23 protein-coding genes are annotated in these 18845 nt (G+C 64.9%); 15 read left to right on the top strand and 8 right to left on the bottom strand.

Annotation, left to right across the window (positions count from 1 at the left end):
- Positions 1–141 precede the first annotated feature (141 nt).
- On the top strand, positions 142–597 hold the full coding sequence (locus RMO95_RS05355) for an AP2/ERF family transcription factor (RefSeq protein ID WP_310449564.1): 456 nt from the start codon (positions 142–144) through the stop codon (positions 595–597).
- 20 nt (positions 598–617) lie between these two features.
- Here RMO95_RS05355 and RMO95_RS05350 read toward each other — a convergent pair whose 3' ends face one another.
- Positions 618–806, bottom strand: a complete 189-nt coding sequence (locus RMO95_RS05350) for a hypothetical protein (protein WP_310449563.1) — start codon at positions 804–806, stop codon at positions 618–620.
- A gap of 472 nt (positions 807–1278) precedes the next feature.
- Here RMO95_RS05350 and modA point away from each other — a divergent pair, with 472 nt between their 5' ends.
- The 6 genes from modA to RMO95_RS05320 all read left to right on the top strand — a co-directional run bounded on the left by modA (position 1279) and on the right by RMO95_RS05320 (position 5027).
- Complete coding sequence (modA, locus tag RMO95_RS05345) at positions 1279–2016, top strand: molybdate ABC transporter substrate-binding protein (RefSeq protein WP_310449562.1); 738 nt, start codon at positions 1279–1281, stop codon at positions 2014–2016.
- A gap of 42 nt (positions 2017–2058) precedes the next feature.
- Positions 2059–2742, top strand: coding sequence for a molybdate ABC transporter permease subunit (gene modB / locus RMO95_RS05340; RefSeq protein ID WP_310449561.1), 684 nt, complete (start codon positions 2059–2061; stop codon positions 2740–2742).
- Entirely contained in the window at positions 2739–3803 is a 1065-nt protein-coding gene (gene modC / locus RMO95_RS05335; protein WP_310449560.1) for a molybdenum ABC transporter ATP-binding protein, read from the top strand. The genes modB and modC overlap by 4 nt, the downstream gene beginning before the upstream one ends.
- Before the next feature lie 5 nt (positions 3804–3808).
- Positions 3809–4252 (top strand): GNAT family N-acetyltransferase, encoded by a 444-nt coding sequence (locus RMO95_RS05330; protein ID WP_310449559.1) that lies wholly within the window; start codon positions 3809–3811, stop codon positions 4250–4252.
- Positions 4253–4383: 131 nt separating this feature from the next.
- The gene (locus tag RMO95_RS05325) at positions 4384–4605 is read left to right on the top strand and encodes a hypothetical protein (protein WP_310449558.1); all 222 of its coding nucleotides are present in this window, start codon (positions 4384–4386) and stop codon (positions 4603–4605) included.
- Entirely contained in the window at positions 4602–5027 is a 426-nt protein-coding gene (locus RMO95_RS05320; RefSeq protein WP_310449557.1) for a polymer-forming cytoskeletal protein, read from the top strand. Before RMO95_RS05325 ends, RMO95_RS05320 begins: the two co-directional genes overlap by 4 nt.
- 56 nt (positions 5028–5083) lie before the next feature.
- Here the strand turns inward: RMO95_RS05320 and RMO95_RS05315 are convergent, their stop codons facing one another.
- Both RMO95_RS05315 and RMO95_RS05310 read right to left on the bottom strand, forming a co-directional pair.
- Positions 5084–5704: a hypothetical protein gene (locus RMO95_RS05315; protein ID WP_310449556.1), complete on the bottom strand. Its 621-nt coding sequence runs from the start codon at positions 5702–5704 to the stop codon at positions 5084–5086.
- Positions 5705–5954: 250 nt separating this feature from the next.
- A complete protein-coding gene (locus RMO95_RS05310; protein ID WP_310449555.1) occupies positions 5955–6365 on the bottom strand; it encodes a hemerythrin family protein in 411 nt (136 codons plus the stop codon).
- Positions 6366–6573: 208 nt separating this feature from the next.
- Between RMO95_RS05310 and RMO95_RS05305 the strand changes: the two genes are divergently transcribed.
- Positions 6574–7503: a hypothetical protein gene (locus RMO95_RS05305; protein ID WP_310449554.1), complete on the top strand. Its 930-nt coding sequence runs from the start codon at positions 6574–6576 to the stop codon at positions 7501–7503.
- A 16-nt stretch (positions 7504–7519) separates the two neighbouring features.
- Positions 7520–7954 (top strand): hemerythrin domain-containing protein, encoded by a 435-nt coding sequence (locus RMO95_RS05300; RefSeq protein ID WP_310449553.1) that lies wholly within the window; start codon positions 7520–7522, stop codon positions 7952–7954.
- Between the two features lie 69 nt (positions 7955–8023).
- Here RMO95_RS05300 and RMO95_RS05295 read toward each other — a convergent pair whose 3' ends face one another.
- The 4 genes from RMO95_RS05295 to RMO95_RS05280 form a co-directional block, all read right to left on the bottom strand.
- Positions 8024–10213 carry a xanthine dehydrogenase family protein molybdopterin-binding subunit gene (locus tag RMO95_RS05295; protein ID WP_310449552.1) on the bottom strand — a complete coding sequence of 730 codons (2190 nt, stop codon included), beginning with the start codon at positions 10211–10213 and terminating at the stop codon, positions 8024–8026.
- An 8-nt stretch (positions 10214–10221) separates the two neighbouring features.
- Entirely contained in the window at positions 10222–10680 is a 459-nt protein-coding gene (locus RMO95_RS05290) for a (2Fe-2S)-binding protein (protein ID WP_310449551.1), read from the bottom strand.
- 193 nt (positions 10681–10873) lie between these two features.
- Positions 10874–13018, bottom strand: coding sequence for a carboxy terminal-processing peptidase (locus RMO95_RS05285; RefSeq protein WP_310449550.1), 2145 nt, complete (start codon positions 13016–13018; stop codon positions 10874–10876).
- A gap of 265 nt (positions 13019–13283) precedes the next feature.
- Positions 13284–13718: a glycine zipper 2TM domain-containing protein gene (locus RMO95_RS05280; RefSeq protein WP_310449549.1), complete on the bottom strand. Its 435-nt coding sequence runs from the start codon at positions 13716–13718 to the stop codon at positions 13284–13286.
- A gap of 192 nt (positions 13719–13910) precedes the next feature.
- Between RMO95_RS05280 and RMO95_RS05275 the strand changes: the two genes are divergently transcribed.
- Positions 13911–14801 carry a sensor domain-containing diguanylate cyclase gene (locus RMO95_RS05275; protein WP_310449548.1) on the top strand — a complete coding sequence of 297 codons (891 nt, stop codon included), beginning with the start codon at positions 13911–13913 and terminating at the stop codon, positions 14799–14801.
- 234 nt (positions 14802–15035) lie between these two features.
- Complete coding sequence (locus RMO95_RS05270; protein ID WP_310449547.1) at positions 15036–15392, top strand: response regulator; 357 nt, start codon at positions 15036–15038, stop codon at positions 15390–15392.
- 45 nt (positions 15393–15437) lie between these two features.
- Here the strand turns inward: RMO95_RS05270 and RMO95_RS05265 are convergent, their stop codons facing one another.
- Complete coding sequence (locus RMO95_RS05265) at positions 15438–16391, bottom strand: AEC family transporter (protein WP_310449546.1); 954 nt, start codon at positions 16389–16391, stop codon at positions 15438–15440.
- A 314-nt stretch (positions 16392–16705) separates the two neighbouring features.
- Between RMO95_RS05265 and RMO95_RS05260 the strand changes: the two genes are divergently transcribed.
- From RMO95_RS05260 to RMO95_RS05245, 4 genes are all read left to right on the top strand, one after another.
- Positions 16706–17296: an RNA polymerase sigma factor gene (locus tag RMO95_RS05260; RefSeq protein ID WP_310449545.1), complete on the top strand. Its 591-nt coding sequence runs from the start codon at positions 16706–16708 to the stop codon at positions 17294–17296.
- Positions 17289–17729, top strand: coding sequence for an anti-sigma factor family protein (locus tag RMO95_RS05255; RefSeq protein WP_310449544.1), 441 nt, complete (start codon positions 17289–17291; stop codon positions 17727–17729). Before RMO95_RS05260 ends, RMO95_RS05255 begins: the two co-directional genes overlap by 8 nt.
- Positions 17726–18178, top strand: coding sequence for a periplasmic heavy metal sensor (locus RMO95_RS05250; protein ID WP_310449543.1), 453 nt, complete (start codon positions 17726–17728; stop codon positions 18176–18178). Before RMO95_RS05255 ends, RMO95_RS05250 begins: the two co-directional genes overlap by 4 nt.
- A 94-nt stretch (positions 18179–18272) precedes the next feature.
- The gene (locus RMO95_RS05245) at positions 18273–18758 is read left to right on the top strand and encodes a hypothetical protein (RefSeq protein ID WP_310449542.1); all 486 of its coding nucleotides are present in this window, start codon (positions 18273–18275) and stop codon (positions 18756–18758) included.
- The last annotated feature ends 87 nt before the right edge of the window (positions 18759–18845 follow it).

The raw sequence follows: 18845 nt of genomic DNA, 5'->3' as shown, positions 1-18845 counted from the left end.
ATTTATTCGACCTCAGTTGCATATGGCATAGCACTGTCCGCATGATTGAGAACAGACCCTAGAATTTGCATCGTGTCGGCGAGACTTTCCTTGGTAGCATCGGTTCCCAGTTTTGACAACTGCCGGTAGGCCCACTTCACGATGTATGCCATCCAACGTTACCGAGCCGCGATCAAAGCCTGGTGCTGGCGAGTCAACTTCAGGCGACAAGGAAAATTCTATTCCAAGACCTTTTACGACTTGACCTGTGGTGGCTCTAAGGAGGCAAAGGCGGCCGCCATTGCTTGGCGAGACGAGCAACTGGCGGCAATCAAGGCACTTACCTTGATCGAGTTCCACCAGCAAAAGCGCTCCAACAACTTGAGCGGGGTACCGGGGGTCCATTTTCATAAGACGCCCGCCCAACCTCTGGGCTTTTGGCAGGCAAACATCAAGACCAACGATGGCAAGCGCGTGGCCAAGTCTTTTTCGGTACGCAAATATGGCGAACGGGAAGCGTTCCGCCTAGCTGTCGCCGCTCGATCGGAACTGCTGGCCAAGGTCGAGAACCGACCTTACCTGTATCACGCCGTCGCCAAACGGCTCTCCAAGCAGTAATAAGTGGGCAATCAGACGACTCACTTCAACGCTTGCGCGAGGTCTTGATCCGTCACCTTCTCGGAGCGATGCAGCCAGAACAGGGTCAAGAGGGGCTTCAGAATATTGCGCCCGGATTCGTAGCGGGATCCGCCCGATTGGGTGACACCGTAGCGAATCCAGAAATCCTTCTGTGTTACTGCGCGCTCAAATATGACCAGGCTGCGCAATTTACAGTGACCATGAGGTCCGGAATTCGCCTATTTGATCAAACAGCCTATTTGATCAAAACTTGATCAAATCCCTCCGCCTGCATCACTATCAACCCGTTCGGCATATCTCCGCGGCAAAATCTTAGGAGCCGTTGAAATGTCCGGGCTAGCTATATCCATGTAGGTCGTGTGATTTCCTACCTTCACGAAGGCGGACTCAGCTAAGATTTTCGCTTTGGGCCATGCTGCGAAAAATTTTCCACACTGAGTTTTCGACTATATTTATTCGCTGTAACGTTGCAGTGCCGGTTTGTGGCCCTGAGTTTTCGACTTCGGACAATTCAAGACGCAAATCGCCTGCCCGGGAACCTGCTGGAATGCGTGATGGCAGTTTCCGACTCTAATTGGTCGGAGCAGCCGGGGTGCCGATTCGCAAGCCCCGCGACTGAGCCAATTGCTGCGATCATTCGCTTTGCTTCGGAGCCGAGACATGAGACGACTTTTCATTCCCCTGCTGTTCGCTGCCTGCACCGCTCACGCCGACGAAGTCCAGGTCGCCGTCGCCGCCAATTTCACCGCGCCGGCGAAGCTTCTCGCCGCCGCTTTCGCCAAGGACAGCGGACACAAGGCGCAACTGTCCTTCGGCGGCACCGGCAAGTTCTACGCCCAGATCAGGAACGGCGCGCCCTTCGAGGTGTTGCTGGCCGCCGACGACACGACTCCGGCCAGGCTGGTAGCCGATGGCGCGGCTGTCGCCGGCAGCCGCTACACCTACGCCGTCGGCCGCCTTGTGCTGTGGTCGGCGCAGCCCGGCTACGTGGACGACCAGGGTGCGGTGCTGGCCAGGGGCGGCTTCAAGCACCTCGCCATCGCCAATCCGAAACTCGCGCCCTACGGCGCCGCCTCGATCGAGGCGCTGACCGCGCTCAAGCTGCTCGATGCCGTGCAGGCTAGATTCGTCCAGGGCGAGAACATCGCCCAGGCCCACCAGTTCGTCGCCAGCGGCAATGCCGAGCTGGGCTTCGTCGCCTTGTCCCAGGTGATGCAGGACGGACGCCTCGCCGCGGGCTCCGCCTGGATCGTGCCGGCCCGGCTGCACCAGGCCATCCGGCAGGATGCGGTGCTGCTCGAAAGAGGCCGCGGCAAGCCCGCCGCAGAGGCGTGGCTCAAGTACCTCAAAGGCAACGCGGCGCAGGCGATCATCAAGTCCTTCGGCTACGAAATCTAGTCGGGCTGCCCTGGCGGGCGATATCGCGCTAGCATTCGCTCCATGCCGAGTTTACCCAACCTCACCGCCGACCTCGGCGCCGTCTGGCTCACCTTCAGGCTGGCGACCGTCACCACCGTCTTGCTGCTGCTGATCGGCACGCCGATCGCCTGGTGGCTGGCGCGCACGCGCTCCTGGTGGAAGGGCCCGGTGGGCGCCGTGGTGGCGCTGCCCATCGTGCTGCCGCCGACCGTGATCGGCTTCTACCTGCTGCTGCTGATGGGCCCCGACGGTGCGGTCGGCCGCTTCACCGAATGGGCCGGCATCGGCCTCTTGCCCTTCACCTTCTGGGGCCTGGTGGTGGCCTCGGTGTTCTATTCCATGCCCTTCGTCGTGCAGCCGATCCAGAACGCCTTCGAGGCCATCGGCGAGCGGCCCCTGGAAGCCGCCGCGACCTTGCGCGCCGCGCCGCTCGATGCCTTCTTCAGCGTCGCGCTGCCGCTGGCGAGGCCCGGCTTCCTCACCGCGACGATCCTCGGCTTCGCCCACACCGTCGGCGAGTTCGGCGTGGTGCTGATGATAGGCGGCAACATCCCGGACAAGACCCGCGTCGTCTCGGTGCAGATCTACGACCACGTCGAGGCGCTGGAATATGCCCAGGCGCACTGGCTGGCCGGCGGCATGGTGGTCTTCGCCTTCCTCGTGCTGCTGGCGCTGTACACGCTGACCGGACGGAAAGCCCGATGAGCATCGCGGCGCAATTCAAATTGGACTGGCCCGGCTTCAGCCTCGATGTCGACCTCGACCTGCCGGGTCGCGGCGTCACCGCCCTGTTCGGCCAGTCCGGTTGCGGCAAGACCACGCTGCTGCGCTGCATCGCCGGACTGGACCGCGGCGCCGGCCGGCTCGCCATCAACGGCGAAACCTGGCAGGACGCCGGCGTTTTCCTGCCGACGCACCGGCGCCCGCTGGGCTACGTGTTCCAGGACGCGCGCCTGTTCGCCCATCTCGACGTCGGCCGCAACCTCGACTACGCCCGGCGCCGCGCCGCCAGCGGCAACTCCCGGGGCGATGCCGCCATCGTCGAGCTGCTGGGCCTCGGCCCCCTGCTCGAACGCCTGCCCGAGCGGCTTTCCGGCGGCGAGCAGCAGCGCGTGGCGATCGCCCGCGCCCTGCTTTCCGCACCGCGCCTGCTGCTGCTGGACGAGCCGCTGGCCGCGCTCGACCATGCGCGCAAGCAGGAAATCCTGCCCTATCTGGAACGCCTGCGCGACGAGCTGGACATCCCCGTGATCTATGTCAGCCACGCCGCCGACGAAGTCGCCCGGCTCGCCGATCATCTGGTTGTCATGGACGGCGGCCGTGCCGTGGCGCAGGGACCGCTGGCCGCAACCCTGGCGCGCATCGACCTGCCGATCCGCCTCGGTGAGGATGCCGGTGCGGTATTCGCCGCCACCGTCGCCGAGCGCGATGCCGAGTGGCATCTGGCGCGTGTCGAATTCGACGGCGGCGAACTCTGGGTGCGCGACAGCGGCGTCGCCGTGGGGCGCCAGGTGCGGGTGCGCATCCTGGCGCGCGACGTGTCGCTCGCCAACAGCCGCCACGACGACGTCAGCATCATGAACCTGCTGCCGGCCACCGTCCTCGCCCACGCCGCCGAGGATCATCCGTCGGCAATCCTGGTGCAGCTGCGCGTCGGCGGCACCAAGCTGCTGGCGCGTCTGACGCGGCGCTCGGCGCAACGCCTCGACCTCGCCCCGGGGCGAGAGGTCTGGGTGCAGATCAAGGCCGTTGCCCTGATCGGCTAGCGGACATGCAGATCGACTTCGCGACCGCCGCCGACCTCGACGCCATGGCCGGGCTGCTCGGCGAACTGTTCGCGCTCGAAGCCGACTTCAAACCCGACCGCGCCAGGCAGCTCGCCGCCCTGCGCTGGATCCTCGACCATCCGGCCCACGGCCGCCTCTTCGTCGCCCGTGACGGCGACAGGGTGGTCGGCATGGCCAATGCGCTGGTCAGCATCAGCACCGCCGAGGGCGGCCCGGTGCTGATGCTCGAAGACGTGATCCTCGCCGCCAGCCACCGCGGTGGCGGCCACGGCCGAAAACTGGTCGAGCATGTGCTGGCCTGGGGGCGCAGCCAGGGCATGCGCCGCGTCACGCTGCTCGCCGACCGCGACAACGCCGCCGCGCTGGCTTTCTACGAACGCCTCGGCTTCGAAGAGTCGGCGATGGTGGTACGGCGCAGGAGCTTGTAGCGCCGCGGGTCGCCGCGATGGCATCGCGGCGCGGATTCGCTTGACCGAGGACTATAACCATAGTTATAGTGTGGCGATTTGCTGTTCGGTCGAGCCGAATCGACCATTCCCCGGGGCGACATTCTCTTACCATGTGGTGGAAGTGCGACGTTCAGTTTTACCGGACCATCCTCAGGCTGAAAGTCTGGGCGCGGAACGAACCCGAGGCACGTCGCAAGATCGAACGCATGTACCAGGTCGCCACGATTCAGGATATCGCGCCGGTCGACAAAAGCGGCTTCACGCACTGCGTCGCGGCCGAGCCGGAATCCGCGGTGGACCGCTTCCGCCGCTTCCAGGTCCCGGGGGCATGAAGGCCTTGTTTGACAAAACCGACAAGCAGCACGCCAATTCGATTGAAAGCCTGATCGGTGCCGGCACGGTGCTTTCCGGCCACATCGTTTTTTCCGGCGGTCTGCGCATCGACGGCGAAGTCCGCGGCAACGTGCGCTCGGCCGACGGCCAGGCGAATACCCTGGTGGTCGGCGAACAGGGGCGCATCGAGGGCGACATCGAAGTCGCGCGCCTGATCGTCAATGGCCTGATCAAGGGCCGCGTCGATGTCACCGAATTCGTCAAGTTGCAGTCCAAGGCCCAGGTCGATTGCGACCTCGCCTACGCCGTGGCCGAGATTCATTCGGGGGCGGTGATCCACGGTCAACTGGCGCAGGGACCGCGCGTCGCCGGGGGCGCGGAATCGCAGCAAGCGGACGCCGTGCCGCTGCAGAATCCGTAAGGCGGGTACTGCCACTCCCAGACCGCCGCCGCATCGCGGCCGCGCACCCGCAATCGTCAGCCGTGCGCGAACAGTTGCGTGCCGAAAGCGACTGTCACCACGAGCGCTCCGCCAGCGAGAATCCAGCCGGTAAACCGGGGATGGCCTTCGGTCCACCGGTCGAAATCCATATGCATGGTGTCCACGTTCGGCGCCTGCTGGCGGAATGAATACCAGCGATTGGCACGCGATTCGATCGCACTCAATGCACTCGGGAAAAATATCAGCATGATGCCGACGGCAATCGCGGCGATGCCACCCGCGATGAGACACCAGCGCGCGCTGGCAATGATCAGTACGACAAGGCTACGGGGGGCATCGATGCGAAGCATGGTGGCGATCCTGGCAACGTCGACTTGCGTTATCAGGACAAGTGTCGAATAGGCTGCGACGAGGATGAAAATCCCGCCGATCAGGTGTCGGTTTCGCGCCACGGCCGCACTTGTGTCGCGCGGTATGGCCAGCCACTTTGTGCTGTGTCGCATTGAAACCCAGCGGTTCACGATGCCGAACATCCGGTGCATGCGCACGTGATCAAGCACGAGCCCGACGCCAACGGCAAGGCCGATAATGCCGAATACGAAAAAGAACCGAACCATGAACTGGCTTAGAAACGGATCGGTCATGGGATTGAGCATGGGAGGCATCAAGGTATCACCCGAATGATTAGGAATCGGACCGTCCACCGACGCCGGTCGGGAAGTAGCAGACCTTCATCGTCGCCGCCGACCGCGTTTCTCATCACATAAAGCCACGAACTGCAGCATACGCTAGCAGGATCGGTCCGTCGCTTCTGTACGTTTGCGCACACTGCGCCTGAAACTGCGGCACCTGCCGGCTCTGTTTGCAGCACGCAGGTGCTCCGGGGACGCAGGCCGAGGGCTGCCCTCAGGCCTGCTGCCGTTTTGCCGCGACGAATCCGGCGGTGACCATGTCCATGCTATTCACATGATTGACGAACCACTCGCCGACCGCCGCGTCGATCCAGTCGCGCAGGGCCTCGAGGTTTCCTTCGCGGCGCCAGAGCTCGATGCGCGCCGCCATGTCCGCCAGTACCGCGTCGTGTTCGCCCTTGTGCACGGCATAGACCGGGAATCCCGCCTCCTGCATCGCCGCTTCTTCGTCGGCGAAGTGGCGGATGGTGTGCCGCTGCAGTTCGTCGAGCAGGCCATCGATGCCGTCCGCCGCACCGGTGGCGATCCGGTCGAGCAGTCTGTCGCGCAGGGCGGCGAATTCCTCGTGGTCGCGGTTCATGAAATCGAGAGCGACTTGCGGGAAGGCTAGGGGCTTGCGGGTCATTGCCTGGGCTTCCTGGCTTCGCTCGCGGATCGGCAGTTGCCTGCGAGCGGGGGTTGAACGGGACGGGTGGATTACTTGCGGCAAGCATACCCGATACGGCAACGGTCAAGCTTCGATGGCGGTCCGTTCCACCCGCCAGGTCAAGGCATTTGCAGTATCGGCTCGATAAGCGTCAAAATACATCACCCCTTCAGGACGCCCGCACGACATGGACCAGGACATACCCAACGGCAGCTTGCGCATCATCGACGGCCGCGAGCGCAGTTACACGGACGGCTACTGGATCAAGACCTATCCGGTGCCGGAGGAGGATAGCCTGCAGGCCAAGCGCGGGCTGATCCAGGCGCTGACGCGGCGTCTGTTCAACCACACCGAGCACGGGCTCAACATTCCCGGCTATCGCCTGGCCGAGGCGCGGCAGGCCTATCAGGACGAGACCGATCCCGGCAAGAAGCGGGTCAAGGGCGCCATGTACGCCGGCGCCCTGTTCAACCGCGCCACCGACATCTTTACCCGGCTGGTGGACCTGCAATCGGCCGGCGTCGAAATTTCCTCCAGCAACGACCTGATGCGCGAATGCGGGCGCTGCCTGCAGGAGGCTCTGTCCCTGTGTTCACTGGTACTGCACCGCAGCGGCGAGGAAGGCATCGACGAACTGTGGGGCGAGCCCTTCCGTGCCTTCTCGATTCCGCTCGCCGACTTCTACGCGACGCGCTACGTGAAAATGGCCCAGGCCATGCGCGGCATCGACACCCTCGCCGAGGCCATGATCCGCACCTTCGCCACGCCGATGTTTCCCGGCATCGAGCCGACCATTCGCGAGTTTGCCCGCGTCGCCCGCATCAAGGTGGAGACCCTGCGCACCGACCGCGAAATCTTCGACATCTGGGCCGAGATGGTCGCGGCCGGCGAGCGCCTGGCCAATTTCCGCCCGTTGCTGGGCAACCCCGACAGCGAGCACGAACAGCGCGTGGCCTCCTTCGGCACCCAGTTGATCTGCAATGGCCGCGACCTGATTTTCCACATCACGCGGGCCCGCGTCCCGATGCCGAAAAGCACCCGGGAATTCGTCGAACGCTGCGACACTTACGCCGCCACCGGCATCGTCACCATGATGCCGATACCGCTGCCCGGCTGAGAACAGGAGCACGCTCATGGCGCACACCAAGGCAAACTGGTCGGAGGCCATCGTCACCGGGCTGCCCGCCATCGACAGCCAGCACAAAGCCTTGTTCGACATGGCCGCAAGCTTTCGCGGCAACGGCGATCAGATTCGCGTCATGCACACGCTGACCATGCTCTGCGACTACGCCAATACGCACCTGAGGGACGAGGAAGCGATGCTGGAGAAAATCGCCTACCGCAAGCTCGACGAGCACCGCCTGCAGCACCAGGAGTTCCGCCGGATGCTGGGCAGGCTGCTCGACGAAGCGCGCAGCCTGACGCTGGACCACATTGCCGACCGCATCGAGGAACTGATCAACGGCTGGTTCTACCATCACATCCTGACGGTGGATGCCGAATATGTCGCCGACGTAAAACGGCATCAGGCGGCATCTGCATCCGGATCGGCCGCCGATCCCCGCTAGGCCCGCGCCGGCCGGCGGCCACGAGTTGGTCAGGAGTTGGCCAAGAGTTGGCGCTGGCGATACGGCGATTCAGGCGCGCAATTCCGCGCTGCTGAACGGCAGGCGGCCCGGATATTTTCCGGTCGCGGCGCCGATGGCGTTGGCCACCGCGGGTGCCAGAGGCGGCACGCCCGGTTCGCCGATGCCGGTCGGCTTGGCGGTGGACGGCAGGATATGCACCTCGACCTGCGGCATTTCATCGATGCGCAGCAGCGGGTAGCCGTCGAAATTGCCCTGCACCACGGCGCCGCCCTTGAGCGTGATTTCGCCGTGCAGGGCTGCCGCCAGGGCAAAGCCCACCGCGCCTTCGACCTGGGAGCGGACGTTGTCGGGATTGATCGCGATGCCGCAATCGACGGCGCAGACGACGCGGTCGACCTTGAGCGTGCCATCGGCGGCGACCGTCACCTCGGCCACCTGGGCCACGTAGGAATGGAAGGATTCATGCACGGCAACGCCGCGTCCGCGTCGCGTGCCCGGCGCGCCGGGCTTGAGCGGCGTGCCCCAGCCGGACTTCTCGGCGGCGAGCCGAAGCACGCCGCTGTGGCGGGGCTTGTCGCCGAGCAATTCGAGGCGCAGGGCCACCGGGTCCTTGCCCGTCGCCTTGGCCACGAGGTCGAGGAAGACCTCGGTCGAGTAGGCGGTATGCGAGGATCCGACCGATCGCCACCAGAGCACCGGGACAGCGATGTCGGTCGGCGTATGCAGGTCCACCCGCATGTTGGGAATCGCATAGGGCAGGTTGGCCGCGCCTTCGACGGACACCGCGTCGATGCCGTTCTTGACCATCATGGCCTCGAAGGGCGAACCCATCAGGATCGACTGGCCGACCAGGCGGTGCCGCCAGCCGGTCAGTTTGCCGTTCGCATCGAGCGCGGCTTCGAGGGCGTGATGGAACAGCGGCCGGTAATAGCCTGCGCGCATGTCGTCTTCGCGCAGCCAGACCAGTTTGACCGGCGCCTTGCCGCCGCTGGCCTTGACGATCTGCGCGGCCTCGACGACATAGTCCGACTTGGTGTTGGCGCGCCGGCCGAAGCTGCCGCCGGCGTAGAGCATGTTGATCTTCACCTGCTCCGGCTTGAGGCCGAAGATGCCGGCGAGCTGATGCTGTTCGCCGGTGTGGAGCTGTTCGCCGTTCCACACTTCGCAGCCTTCGGGGCCGAGGCGGATCACGCAGTTCATCGGCTCCATGGCCGCATGGGCGAGGTAGGGAAAGTCATAGCTGGCCTTGACGACTTTCGCCGCCGCCGCGAATGCCTGGTCGGTATTGCCCGCCTGGTGCGCCACCAGGCCGGGCTGCTGGGCCATCTCGCGATAGCGCGCCAGGATTTCATCGCTGCCGAGCTTGAAGGCCCGGCTTTCGTCCCATTCGACGGTCAACGCGTCGCGCCCCTTCTTCGCGCTCCAGGTGTCGGTCGCCAGTACCGCCACGCCCGAGGGAATCTGCACTACGTCGACCACGCCCTTGACGCGCTTCGCCGCGCCGGCATCGAAACCCTTCACCGTGGCGCCGAAACGCGGCGGGTGTGCGACGACGGCCACCAGCATGCCCGGCAAGCGGATATCCTGGGTGAATACGGCCTTGCCGTTGGTCTTTTCCGCGCTGTCCTTGCGCGGCGCATGCTTGCCGACCAGGCGGAAATCCTTCGGCTCCTTCAACACCACGTTCGCCGGCACGGCTTCCCTCGCGGCGTCCGCGGCCAACTCGCCGAAACGCAGGCTGCGCTTCGACGGCGGGTGGCTGACGATGCCGTCGCGCACGGTGATTTCCGACACCGCCACCTTCCAGCGTTTCGCCGCCGCGCTGACCAGCATTGCCTTGGCGCTGGCGCCGGCCTGCCGCAGCTGGTCCCAGGAGTTGGCCATCGCCGTGCTGCCGCCGGTGCCCTGCGCCGGGCCCCAGAACAGGTTGTTGTAGCGCGCGGCATCGGCCGGAGCGCCGGCTATGCGCACGGTCTTCCAGTCGGCATCGAGTTCTTCGGCGAGGATGGTGCCCAAGCCGGTGTAAGTGCCCTGGCCCATCTCCAGGTGCTTGGCGATCACGGTCACGCTGTTGTCGCTGCCGATGCGCAGGAATGCATTCGGCTCGAAGCTGACGGTCGCGGCTTTGCCCGCGGCGGCCGGTGCGGCAATGGCGGGCAGGCAGAAACTCAGGGTCAAACCGGCGACGCCCTGCAGGAAGTTGCGCCGGCTCACATTCTCAATGGTCATGGTGGACATGGCGGCTCCTAGGCGAGGGATTTGGCCGCGAGGTGCACGGCCGCACGGATGCGCACATAGGTGGCGCAGCGGCACAGGTTCCCTGCCAGCGCGGTGTCGATGTCGGCGTTGGTAGGCTTGCGGTTCTGGCTCAGCAGTGCGATGGCGCTCATGATCTGCCCCGACTGGCAGTAGCCGCACTGCACCACGTCGAGCTTGCGCCACGCCTCCTGCACGGCCTTGCCGACGCGCGAGCGGTCCGCGTTTTCGATCGTCGCGATCTTGCGTCCGGCCACCGCCGACACCGGCGTGGCGCAGGAGCGCAGCGGGGCGCCATCGACATGGACCGTGCAGGCGCCGCACAGCGCCTGGCCGCAGCCGTATTTCGTTCCGGTCAAGCCCAGGGTATCGCGCAGGACCCAGAGCAGCGGCGTGTCGGGGGCGACATCGACCGCGTGAAGCTTGCCATTGACATTGAGTTGGATCATGAAGGTTCTCCCGCTTTGGTTTTGATTCACCGTGTGAGGGATGCACAGATCGGGTCAGGGCCCATCCGTGGCGCCGGCCCGTCTGCGCCGCAGCGAGAAAATATCCTAGCAGAAGCGCAGCGGCCAATACACCAGATGCGGCACCAGATGCGGCATCAACTGCGGCACGAGAATGACCACTGCCTTCAGGTGGTCATTGCACACCAAGCTGCGCCGCATTCCGCGGCGCACGCACGGCGAAGCCGGTGCGGGGTTTCAGCAGATTCACCTCGTCGCCAAGTATTCGGGCCGCTTCGTTGAGCAATACGTCCTTGGCCTTGTCGTCGGCTTTCTCGTCCGCCAGGTCTTTGGCCAGATCGCGCTCACCGGCCTGCAGGCCATCATCCCGAACGACCTTGTTCTTCTTCGGCCCCGGTTCCTGTGCATCGCGCGAGGCCAGCCTGGCTTCCTGGACATCGCGATCCTTGCGGCGTTCGGCTTCGTTCAGCGACACCCGCTTCTTTTTGCGCTGCAAATTCAATTCGGCGATGTCTTCCTGCAGGAAGCGAAACTCCTTGTCCTTGCTGACGCGAACTTCATGGCGTTTCAGCAGGTCCGGCAGCCGGGTTTTCACGTCGCCCGCCGGCGAATAATCCAGCGCCTTGACCTGTATCCAGGGCAGCGCATTGTCGTAGCTCGCTTCGCCAAAGCTCTCCGCATCGGTCATTGTCGGCAGGGCGATGTCGGGTTTGACGCCGCGCAGCTGGGTGGCGTCGCCGTTGATGCGAAAGAACTGGGCCACGGTCAATTTCAGTTCGCCGTACTTTTGCTTGTCGTTCCTGGCGACGTCATCGAGGTTGATCATGGCTTGCACGGTGCCTTTGCCGAAACTCGGCTCGCCGATCACCAGTCCCCGGCCGTAGTCCTGAATCGCAGCGGCAAAAATCTCCGAGGCGGATGCCGAGGCGCGGTTGATCATGACGCCAAGCGGACCGTCCCAGGCCGCGCCGGCCTTTGCGTCGCGTTCGATCGTGATCCGGCCGCGGGCGTCGCGCTGTTGCACCACGGGCCCCTGGTCGATGAACAAGCCGGTGAGTTCGATCGCTTCCTTCAAGGAACCTCCGCCGTTATTGCGCAAGTCGATCAGCACGCTGTCTACCCTGGCTTTTTTCAATTCATCCAGCAGGCGAGCCACATCGCGCGTCGCGCTCTTGAAGTCGCGGTCGCCTTTTTGTCGGGCGTCGAAATCCTCATAGAAGCCGGGAAGGGAAATCACGCCGACCTGGCGCGTGACCTTGCCGTCCGTCACCGGGAGGATGGTCTTCTTGGCCGCCTGGTCTTCCAGGCGGATCCGCTTCCGGACCAGCGAGACCCGCTTGTGTTTGCCGTCCGGGCCGGCATCCGCCGGCAGCACGTCGAGGTGGACAATCGAGTCGGCCGCGCCGCGGATCAGGGCCACGGTGTCGTCCAGGCGCCAGCCGAGGATGTCGGTCATGGCGCCGCCGCTGCCCTGGGCGACGCCGAGGATGCGGTCCCCGCTTTTCAGTTGCCCCGAAAGGGCGGCAGGTCCACCCGGCACCAAATCCCGGATCGTGACGTAGTCGTCCTTCTCCATCAACGCCGCGCCTATCCCGACCAGGGACAGCTTCATGGAAATGTCGAAGTCCTCCGCAGCCCGCGGCCCCATGTAGTTGGTGTGGGGCTCGATGGCCATGGTGTAGGCGTTCATGAACGCCTCGAACGCATCCTTGCCCGTCGTCCGCCCGATGCGCTTGAGGGCATTGTCGTAGCGCTTCTCCAGGGTCGCGACGATGGCCTTGTCGTCCTTCCCGGCGAGTTTCAGGCGCAGCCAGTCGTTCTTGACCCGCTTGCGCCACTGCTCGCGCATTTCCGCCTCGGATTTCAGCCAGGGTTCCTTGTCGCGGGCGTATTGATAGTCTTCCTTCTGCCGGAAATCAAAGCCCTCCTTCAGCAAGCCGCGGGCGTAGGAAAATCTCTCGGATACCCGCTGCGCGTAGAGATTGAAAATGGCGAAGGGCGCGCCAAGGTCTTCGTCGATGATGGCGTCGTCGAGGACCGTGCGAAAGCGGGCCAGTTGGTCGATGTCGGTCTGGACGAAGAACAGCTTCTCGGCATCGAGCGACTTCAGATAGTGGGCAAGGATTCTCTCCGACAAGGCATCGTCGAGAGGCATCGTCTTGTAGTGATAGCGGCTGAGCACTTCAGCCGCCAGGTGCGCCGCCTGGGCCTGCTGCTGCGACGGCCTCAACTCCGGCGGCGGCGACCGTCCCGGATCGAAGGATGCGGCCTGCGCCGTCGTCATCAGCGCAAAGGCTATCCATGGCAGTACTTTTTTCATTGTTGCTCCATTGCAAGGCGTCGAAATGCGCCGTCTACGTCTCGCCGTCCACGTCTATGGGCGTCGAAACCGGTCCGGGCATCGACGCCGGACACATATTGACCCAGCCGCGTTGAATTCGTTGCCCCCGGCGGCAGAAAAATCTGTCGCCAAGCTCATCCGGGTATGCGCGTCCCTTGATGCCGGATGCCGCCGGCGCGGGCGGATCAAGCGCGCCGCGCATGGCCACGGCCCCTGCCCATCACCGCACTGACGGCGAGAAGCATCAATCACCGTAGCCGGAAAGGTTGCCGCCGACAACGCCGCCTATGACTGCGCCGGCGGCCGTCGAAAGAATGCGCCCGTCGCCGTGGCCGAATTGGCTGCCGATGACGGCACCGGCAACCGCGCCGATGGCCTGGCCCACGACCCTGTCGCCGTTGTGGCTGGGCTGCGGGTAATGGCGCGGCGCTTCCCGGTAAACGGGGGCGGCCTCGTAGTAAACCGGGTATCCGCGGTACACCACCCGCTCGTGGTAAATACGTTGCGGCGGGACTTGATAGACCACCCGGGGCTGCACATACGCCTGATGCACGACGACGCGCTCCACCTGGTGACGGTGACGACGCTCGTGGCGATTGTCGAAATCCCGGTCGTGCGCGAATGCATTGGCGCTGAACACGACGGGGGCGAACAGGACGGAAAGCCAGTACTTGTTCATTTTTTCACTCCTCAACGATGATGTTGTGCAGGACGCGTAGCCACTCTAGGGACTTGCGGCGCCGGTTGCTGTAAGGAACGGTGAGAATTTGTATCTGCGGCGCGGTTTCACAGCCATTGTGGCGGCGGCGGCACGGCTGCCGCGAACCGGACGATTTGCTATAGTTCCTCAATAACGAGCAGCAAGGCGCCTGTGCAAAAACTTCCTTCCTTAGTAGCAGACCTCCAGGAACTGGTTTCGCTGAGTCCAGACCCGATCATCGCGGTGAACCGGGCCGGCGTCATCGTTTTGTTCAACAAGGCTGCCGAACGCCTGCTTGGTTACAGCGGTGACGAGGTCATCGAGCGGCTGGCGATCACCGAGGTTTATCCGACCGCCGGCCATGCGCGCAAGGTCAACAAGCAGATGTACGCGAGCGCGGACAGATATATCCAGGGCTACGAGACCCAACTGGTTTCCAAGGCCGGCCGCGTAATCGACATCCGCCTGTCGGCCAAGCTCATCGTGCGCAGCGGCGAAGATGTCGGCAGCATCGGATTCTTTCATGACCTGACCGAAACCAAGCGGCTCGAAGCGCAGCTCAAGCAAATGTCGGTCACCGACAACCTGACGGGCCTGCACAATCAGCGGCATTTCATGTCGGTTCTGGAAACGGAAATCGAACGTGCCCGGCGTCATCGCCGGCCCTTGAACCTGATTTGTATCGATCTGGACAACTTCAAGCAGGTGAACGACATACTCGGCCACCTGGAGGGCGACAACGCGCTGCGTTTCACGTCGCAAACCATACAGGGCGAGCTGCGCAAGGTCGACATGGCGTTTCGCTACGGCGGCGACGAGTTCATGGTGCTGCTGCTCGACACGCCCGGCGAGGAGGCCCGGGTCATCGGTCGCCGGCTCAAGGCGGCGTTCGACAGATGCTGGGCCGAACAATGGCTGCCCAAGCCGGGATGCCCCGTGGTGAGCATCAGCATGGGAATCGCCGAGTTCGACCAGTGCGAATCCACGGAAGAACTGATGCACCGGGCCGATGTCCTGATGTACGACTCGAAGAAGCGTAGCCGACCCTCGGCCGGGCTGTGAAGAAGGCCTGACGGGCCGTTCCGGCATTTTCTGCTTTTCCGCGCCGCGCCGGCCGCCGCGCCGGTCGCCGTGTCGCCAGCGCCAACTCTTGCCCAGGCCTGCCCGGGTCCCCGGCCCGCTCTGCGCGCCAGCGCACAGACCGAGCCGCCGCTTGTCCCTAAGCTTGCTCATCGTGATGTCGGAGAACTGCTGCGGCGCCCGTTCGTCGCCATGAACCTCATGTGGAGCAAATCGGTGAAAACCATACTGATAGTCGACGATGACCCGGCGACGATCGAGCTGACCAGGCGCAGGCTCGAATCAACGGGTGCCTACGCGGTATTTACAGAATGCAGGGGAAGCTGTGCCGTCGAGGCGGCCAGGAAATGCAAGCCCGATCTGATCCTGCTCGACATCCTGATGCCGGACATGCTCGGCAGCGAAGTCGCCGCCGCCGTGCACGAGGATCCGGCGCTGACGCACATCAAGGTGATTTATCTGACCTCGATGCTGAAGGCCGGCGAAGAACAGAAATCCGGCGAGAACGTCATCATCGGCAAGCCGGTGCGTACCGAAGAGCTGCTTGCGATTGTTGCGCAGGAACTTCACTGAGCCCGTCGGCAACAACCTGCAGGCGCAGGCGGCGATGACGAGTGGCTAGATCAGCCGCATGCCGCGCAGCACCACGACGCCGGCGCTGGTGGTGACGAGCGACCCGGCCGTGGTCAGGGCGATGATGTTGGCCGCCAGCGGCGCGTTGCCGCCCATCGCCCGCACCATGACGTAGCTGGCGGCGGCGGTCGGCGCCGAGGACATCAGCAGCAGGATGCCCAGCTCGATGCCGCGAAAGCCCCACAGGATGCCGCCGCCGACGAACAGCAGCGGCACCAGCAGCAGCTTGCCGGCGGCCGCCAGCACGGCGTCCTTCGGATCGTGGCGCAGGCTGCGGAAATCCAGCGCGGCGCCGGTGCACAACAGGGCCAGCGGCAGCGTCATGTTGGCGAAGTACTCGCCCGATTGCAGCACGATGGCCGGCAGGCGCAGGCCGGAAATCGACACCGGCAGAGCCAGCACGATGCCGATGATCAGCGGATTGGCCGCCACCGAGCGCAGCACCGGCGCGATGCCCTGGCGCGCATGCAGGGAACGGTTCAGCGTCACCACAGCGATGACGTTGAACTGGATGGTGACCAGGCCGACATAGAGCGAGGCCGCGGCGAGGCCGGCTTCGCCGTAGGCATTGACGCAGTAGGCCAGGCCGATGATGGCCATGTTGGAACGGAACACGCCCTGCACCACGACGCCGCGATCGCGTTCGGCGCTCACCGCAAACTTCGCCATAGTTTCGGCGAGACCCCAGGCCAGCAAGGTCGCGGCGAGGCCGAAACCGATCAGCGCAAAATTGGCCGAGGTGTCGAGGCGGGTCTTGGCGACGCTGATGAACAGCAGCGCCGGCAGCGTGACGTTGAACACCAGCCGGCTGCCGCCCTCGATGAAGGCTTCGTTGATCAGGCCGATGCGGCGCAGCCAGGCGCCGAGGCCGAGGATCACGAAAATCGGCCCGGTGACGGCCAGCGAGAATTCGACAGTGGCGAGGAAATCCGAGAACATGGTGCGGCACGATCTGCCCGGCGCAGGGCGGGCAAGTATGGCACAGGCGTGCGCCGCGCCCGCCACCGCGGCGCGCCTCAGGCGGCCTCAGGCGCCGCAGTGGATCGAACCATGGCATGGCTTGCTGCCGTACCCACCCGGATGCAATCAATCCTCGGCGACCATGGATTCCTGGCGCCGGCCGACCGACAATGCCGGCTTCGCGACGAACGACATGGAACTTTTTCCTTTGCCGTTCGTTTCAACAAGGAACAGGGGTCCGGCCCGGCGCCAATCGAGCGCGCCATGGCGGGTGGGGCTCCGGCATGGAGTGCATGATCTCAAGGACCGACGATGCGGAAGCCGAACTTGTCGTACGCGCCCAGGCCGGCGATCACCGGGCGTTTGCGCTGCTGGTCGGACGCTACCAGGATCCAGTGTTCCGCTTCGTGCTGCGCATGAGCGGGATCCGCGACGAAGCCATGGACCTGACGCAGGACACTTTCCTCAAGGCCTATCGGTCGCTGCCCGCGTGGCGGCCGGAGGCGCGCTTCCGCACCTGGCTGTTCCAGATCGCCCACAACGCCACGCTCGATGTCTTGCGCCGGCGGCAGCGGGTCGAGTTCGTGCCGTTCGCCGAGGATGCGCAGGATGGGGCGGTGCTCGAAGCGCCGGATTCGGCGCCGACGCCGGAACAGGCGCTGGCGGATCGCCAGCGCATCGGCATGCTGGAACGTGCGCTGCGCGAGCTGCCCGCCGAACAGCGCGAGGTTCTGCTGCTGCGCGAGGTGGAAGACATGAGTTACGCCGAGATTGCGGCAACGCTGGGCATAGGCGAGGGCACCGTGAAATCCCGCCTGGCTCGTGCGCGCGTCGCCGCCCTTGCCCACTACCGGGGTCACGCCGGGGAGAACAGCGATGAATGAACACCGACCGGACATGATCGAACTGTCCGCCTACTTCGACGGCGAACTGGACCCCGCCCGGCAGCAGGGGGTCGCTGCCCATCTCGCCGCCTGTCCGGCCTGCGCCGCCCAGCTCGACTTGCTGCGCATGCTCGCCGCGGACTTCGAGCGGCTGCCCGCGGAGACCCTCGGCTTCGACCTGGCCGGCGTCATCGAAGGGCGACTGGCCGCCGCACCCCGGCCGCAGCCGCGCCACGACCGGGGCTGGCGCGGCCTGCTGCCGGTATCGGTGGGTGCCGCGGCCTCGGTGGCCTGCGGCATCGCCATGGGCTTCGCCCTGTTCGGCGGCGCCGCGGCGCCGCGCGTCGCGGCGATGAGCGTGTTCGACACCATGCCGCCGGGCAGCCTCTGCATCGGCCTGGAATCCTGTTATACGAATGGAGCCAAGAGATGAAAGCATCCAGCCTGCGCCTCGCGCTCGCCTTTTCGCTGCTGGTCAATCTCGGCGTGCTCGGCGTTGCCGCCTACCGCGCGCTTGCCCTGCAAGGCCCGGACGGGTTTGGCGGCCTGCCGCGCCATCTGCAACTGAGTGCGGAACAACAGCGCGGCTGGCATGAAGCGGAAGCGGCCTTCCTTGCCCAGCTCGGCACCGCTGCCGCCGACATCCGCGCCCATCGCGACCGGATGGTCAACGCGATCTTCGTCGCCACGCCCGACCTGGCGGCGATCGACGCCGAACGCGCCGCGATCGCCCGCCTGCAGGACGAGCAGCAGAAGCTGGTGATCCGGCAACTGCTGCGCGAGCGCGAACTGCTGAACCCCGAACAGCGGGCACGCCTGGCGCGACTGCTGCTCGAACAGCCGGTCGGGCCGACCACCATAGAACGCCTGCACCGCGATTAGCCGCGCCACGGAACATTTCCGTGTGCCGTTCGTTGAAACAGGGAAGGCCGGCAATCGCCGGCCCATATCGAACAACGAACGGAGACCAAGCAACATGAAACGCAAACTACTGACCGCCCTCGGCGTCATCAGCCTGACCCTCGCCGGCTCTGCCCTGGCCGGCGGCAACGCGGCACACGACCACGGCCACGCCGCCGCCGAAACGACCAGGCTGGAGCTCAACGCCGGCAAGAAATGGGAGACCGATGCCGCCTTGCGCAAGGCCATGGAGAGTATCCGCCAGACCATGGCCGCGTCGCTGCACGACATCCACGAGAACCGCCTCTCGGCCGCCGCCTACGGCAAGCTGGCGCACAAGGTGGAGGGTGAGGTGGGCCAGATCGTCGCCAACTGCAAGCTCGAACCCAGGGCCGACGCGCAACTGCACCTGATCGCGGCCGAGCTGCTCGACGGTGCCGAGCAGATGGCGGGCAAGCCGAAGCAGGCCAAGCGCATGAACGGTGCGGTCAAGGTGGTCGGCGCGCTGGAAAAATATTCCACGTATTTCGACGATCCGGGGTTCAAGCCGATCCCGCATTGAAGCCGCATTGAATCCGGCGGAGGCAGCAGCGCTTGGTCCGGCAGAGGCATGGTCCAGGCAAGAAATTAGCGTCGCCCGTACGGGCTC

It is taken from the genome of Sulfuritalea sp., assembly GCF_031426875.1.
GTDB lineage: Bacteria > Pseudomonadota > Gammaproteobacteria > Burkholderiales > Rhodocyclaceae > Sulfuritalea.
The sequence above is the reverse complement of the archived record's forward strand: the minus strand, read 5'-3'. Positions and strand labels throughout refer to the sequence as shown.

What these genes read in the sequence shown, in the direction of transcription:
- RMO95_RS05355 (WP_310449564.1), top strand. Translation starts at nt 142, where the DNA reads ATGTATGCCATCCAACGTTACCGAGCCGCGATCAAAGCCTGGTGCTGG.
- modA (WP_310449562.1), top strand. Translation starts at nt 1,279, where the DNA reads ATGAGACGACTTTTCATTCCCCTGCTGTTCGCTGCCTGCACCGCTCAC.
- modB (WP_310449561.1), top strand. Translation starts at nt 2,059, where the DNA reads ATGCCGAGTTTACCCAACCTCACCGCCGACCTCGGCGCCGTCTGGCTC.
- modC (WP_310449560.1), top strand. Translation starts at nt 2,739, where the DNA reads ATGAGCATCGCGGCGCAATTCAAATTGGACTGGCCCGGCTTCAGCCTC.
- RMO95_RS05330 (WP_310449559.1), top strand. Translation starts at nt 3,809, where the DNA reads ATGCAGATCGACTTCGCGACCGCCGCCGACCTCGACGCCATGGCCGGG.
- RMO95_RS05325 (WP_310449558.1), top strand. Translation starts at nt 4,384, where the DNA reads ATGTGGTGGAAGTGCGACGTTCAGTTTTACCGGACCATCCTCAGGCTG.
- RMO95_RS05320 (WP_310449557.1), top strand. Translation starts at nt 4,602, where the DNA reads ATGAAGGCCTTGTTTGACAAAACCGACAAGCAGCACGCCAATTCGATT.
- RMO95_RS05315 (WP_310449556.1), bottom strand. Translation starts at nt 5,704, where the DNA reads ATGCTCAATCCCATGACCGATCCGTTTCTAAGCCAGTTCATGGTTCGG.
- RMO95_RS05310 (WP_310449555.1), bottom strand. Translation starts at nt 6,365, where the DNA reads ATGACCCGCAAGCCCCTAGCCTTCCCGCAAGTCGCTCTCGATTTCATG.
- RMO95_RS05305 (WP_310449554.1), top strand. Translation starts at nt 6,574, where the DNA reads ATGGACCAGGACATACCCAACGGCAGCTTGCGCATCATCGACGGCCGC.
- RMO95_RS05300 (WP_310449553.1), top strand. Translation starts at nt 7,520, where the DNA reads ATGGCGCACACCAAGGCAAACTGGTCGGAGGCCATCGTCACCGGGCTG.
- RMO95_RS05295 (WP_310449552.1), bottom strand. Translation starts at nt 10,213, where the DNA reads ATGTCCACCATGACCATTGAGAATGTGAGCCGGCGCAACTTCCTGCAG.
- RMO95_RS05290 (WP_310449551.1), bottom strand. Translation starts at nt 10,680, where the DNA reads ATGATCCAACTCAATGTCAATGGCAAGCTTCACGCGGTCGATGTCGCC.
- RMO95_RS05285 (WP_310449550.1), bottom strand. Translation starts at nt 13,018, where the DNA reads ATGAAAAAAGTACTGCCATGGATAGCCTTTGCGCTGATGACGACGGCG.
- RMO95_RS05280 (WP_310449549.1), bottom strand. Translation starts at nt 13,718, where the DNA reads ATGAACAAGTACTGGCTTTCCGTCCTGTTCGCCCCCGTCGTGTTCAGC.
- RMO95_RS05265 (WP_310449546.1), bottom strand. Translation starts at nt 16,391, where the DNA reads ATGTTCTCGGATTTCCTCGCCACTGTCGAATTCTCGCTGGCCGTCACC.
- RMO95_RS05260 (WP_310449545.1), top strand. Translation starts at nt 16,706, where the DNA reads ATGATCTCAAGGACCGACGATGCGGAAGCCGAACTTGTCGTACGCGCC.
- RMO95_RS05255 (WP_310449544.1), top strand. Translation starts at nt 17,289, where the DNA reads ATGAATGAACACCGACCGGACATGATCGAACTGTCCGCCTACTTCGAC.
- RMO95_RS05250 (WP_310449543.1), top strand. Translation starts at nt 17,726, where the DNA reads ATGAAAGCATCCAGCCTGCGCCTCGCGCTCGCCTTTTCGCTGCTGGTC.
- RMO95_RS05245 (WP_310449542.1), top strand. Translation starts at nt 18,273, where the DNA reads ATGAAACGCAAACTACTGACCGCCCTCGGCGTCATCAGCCTGACCCTC.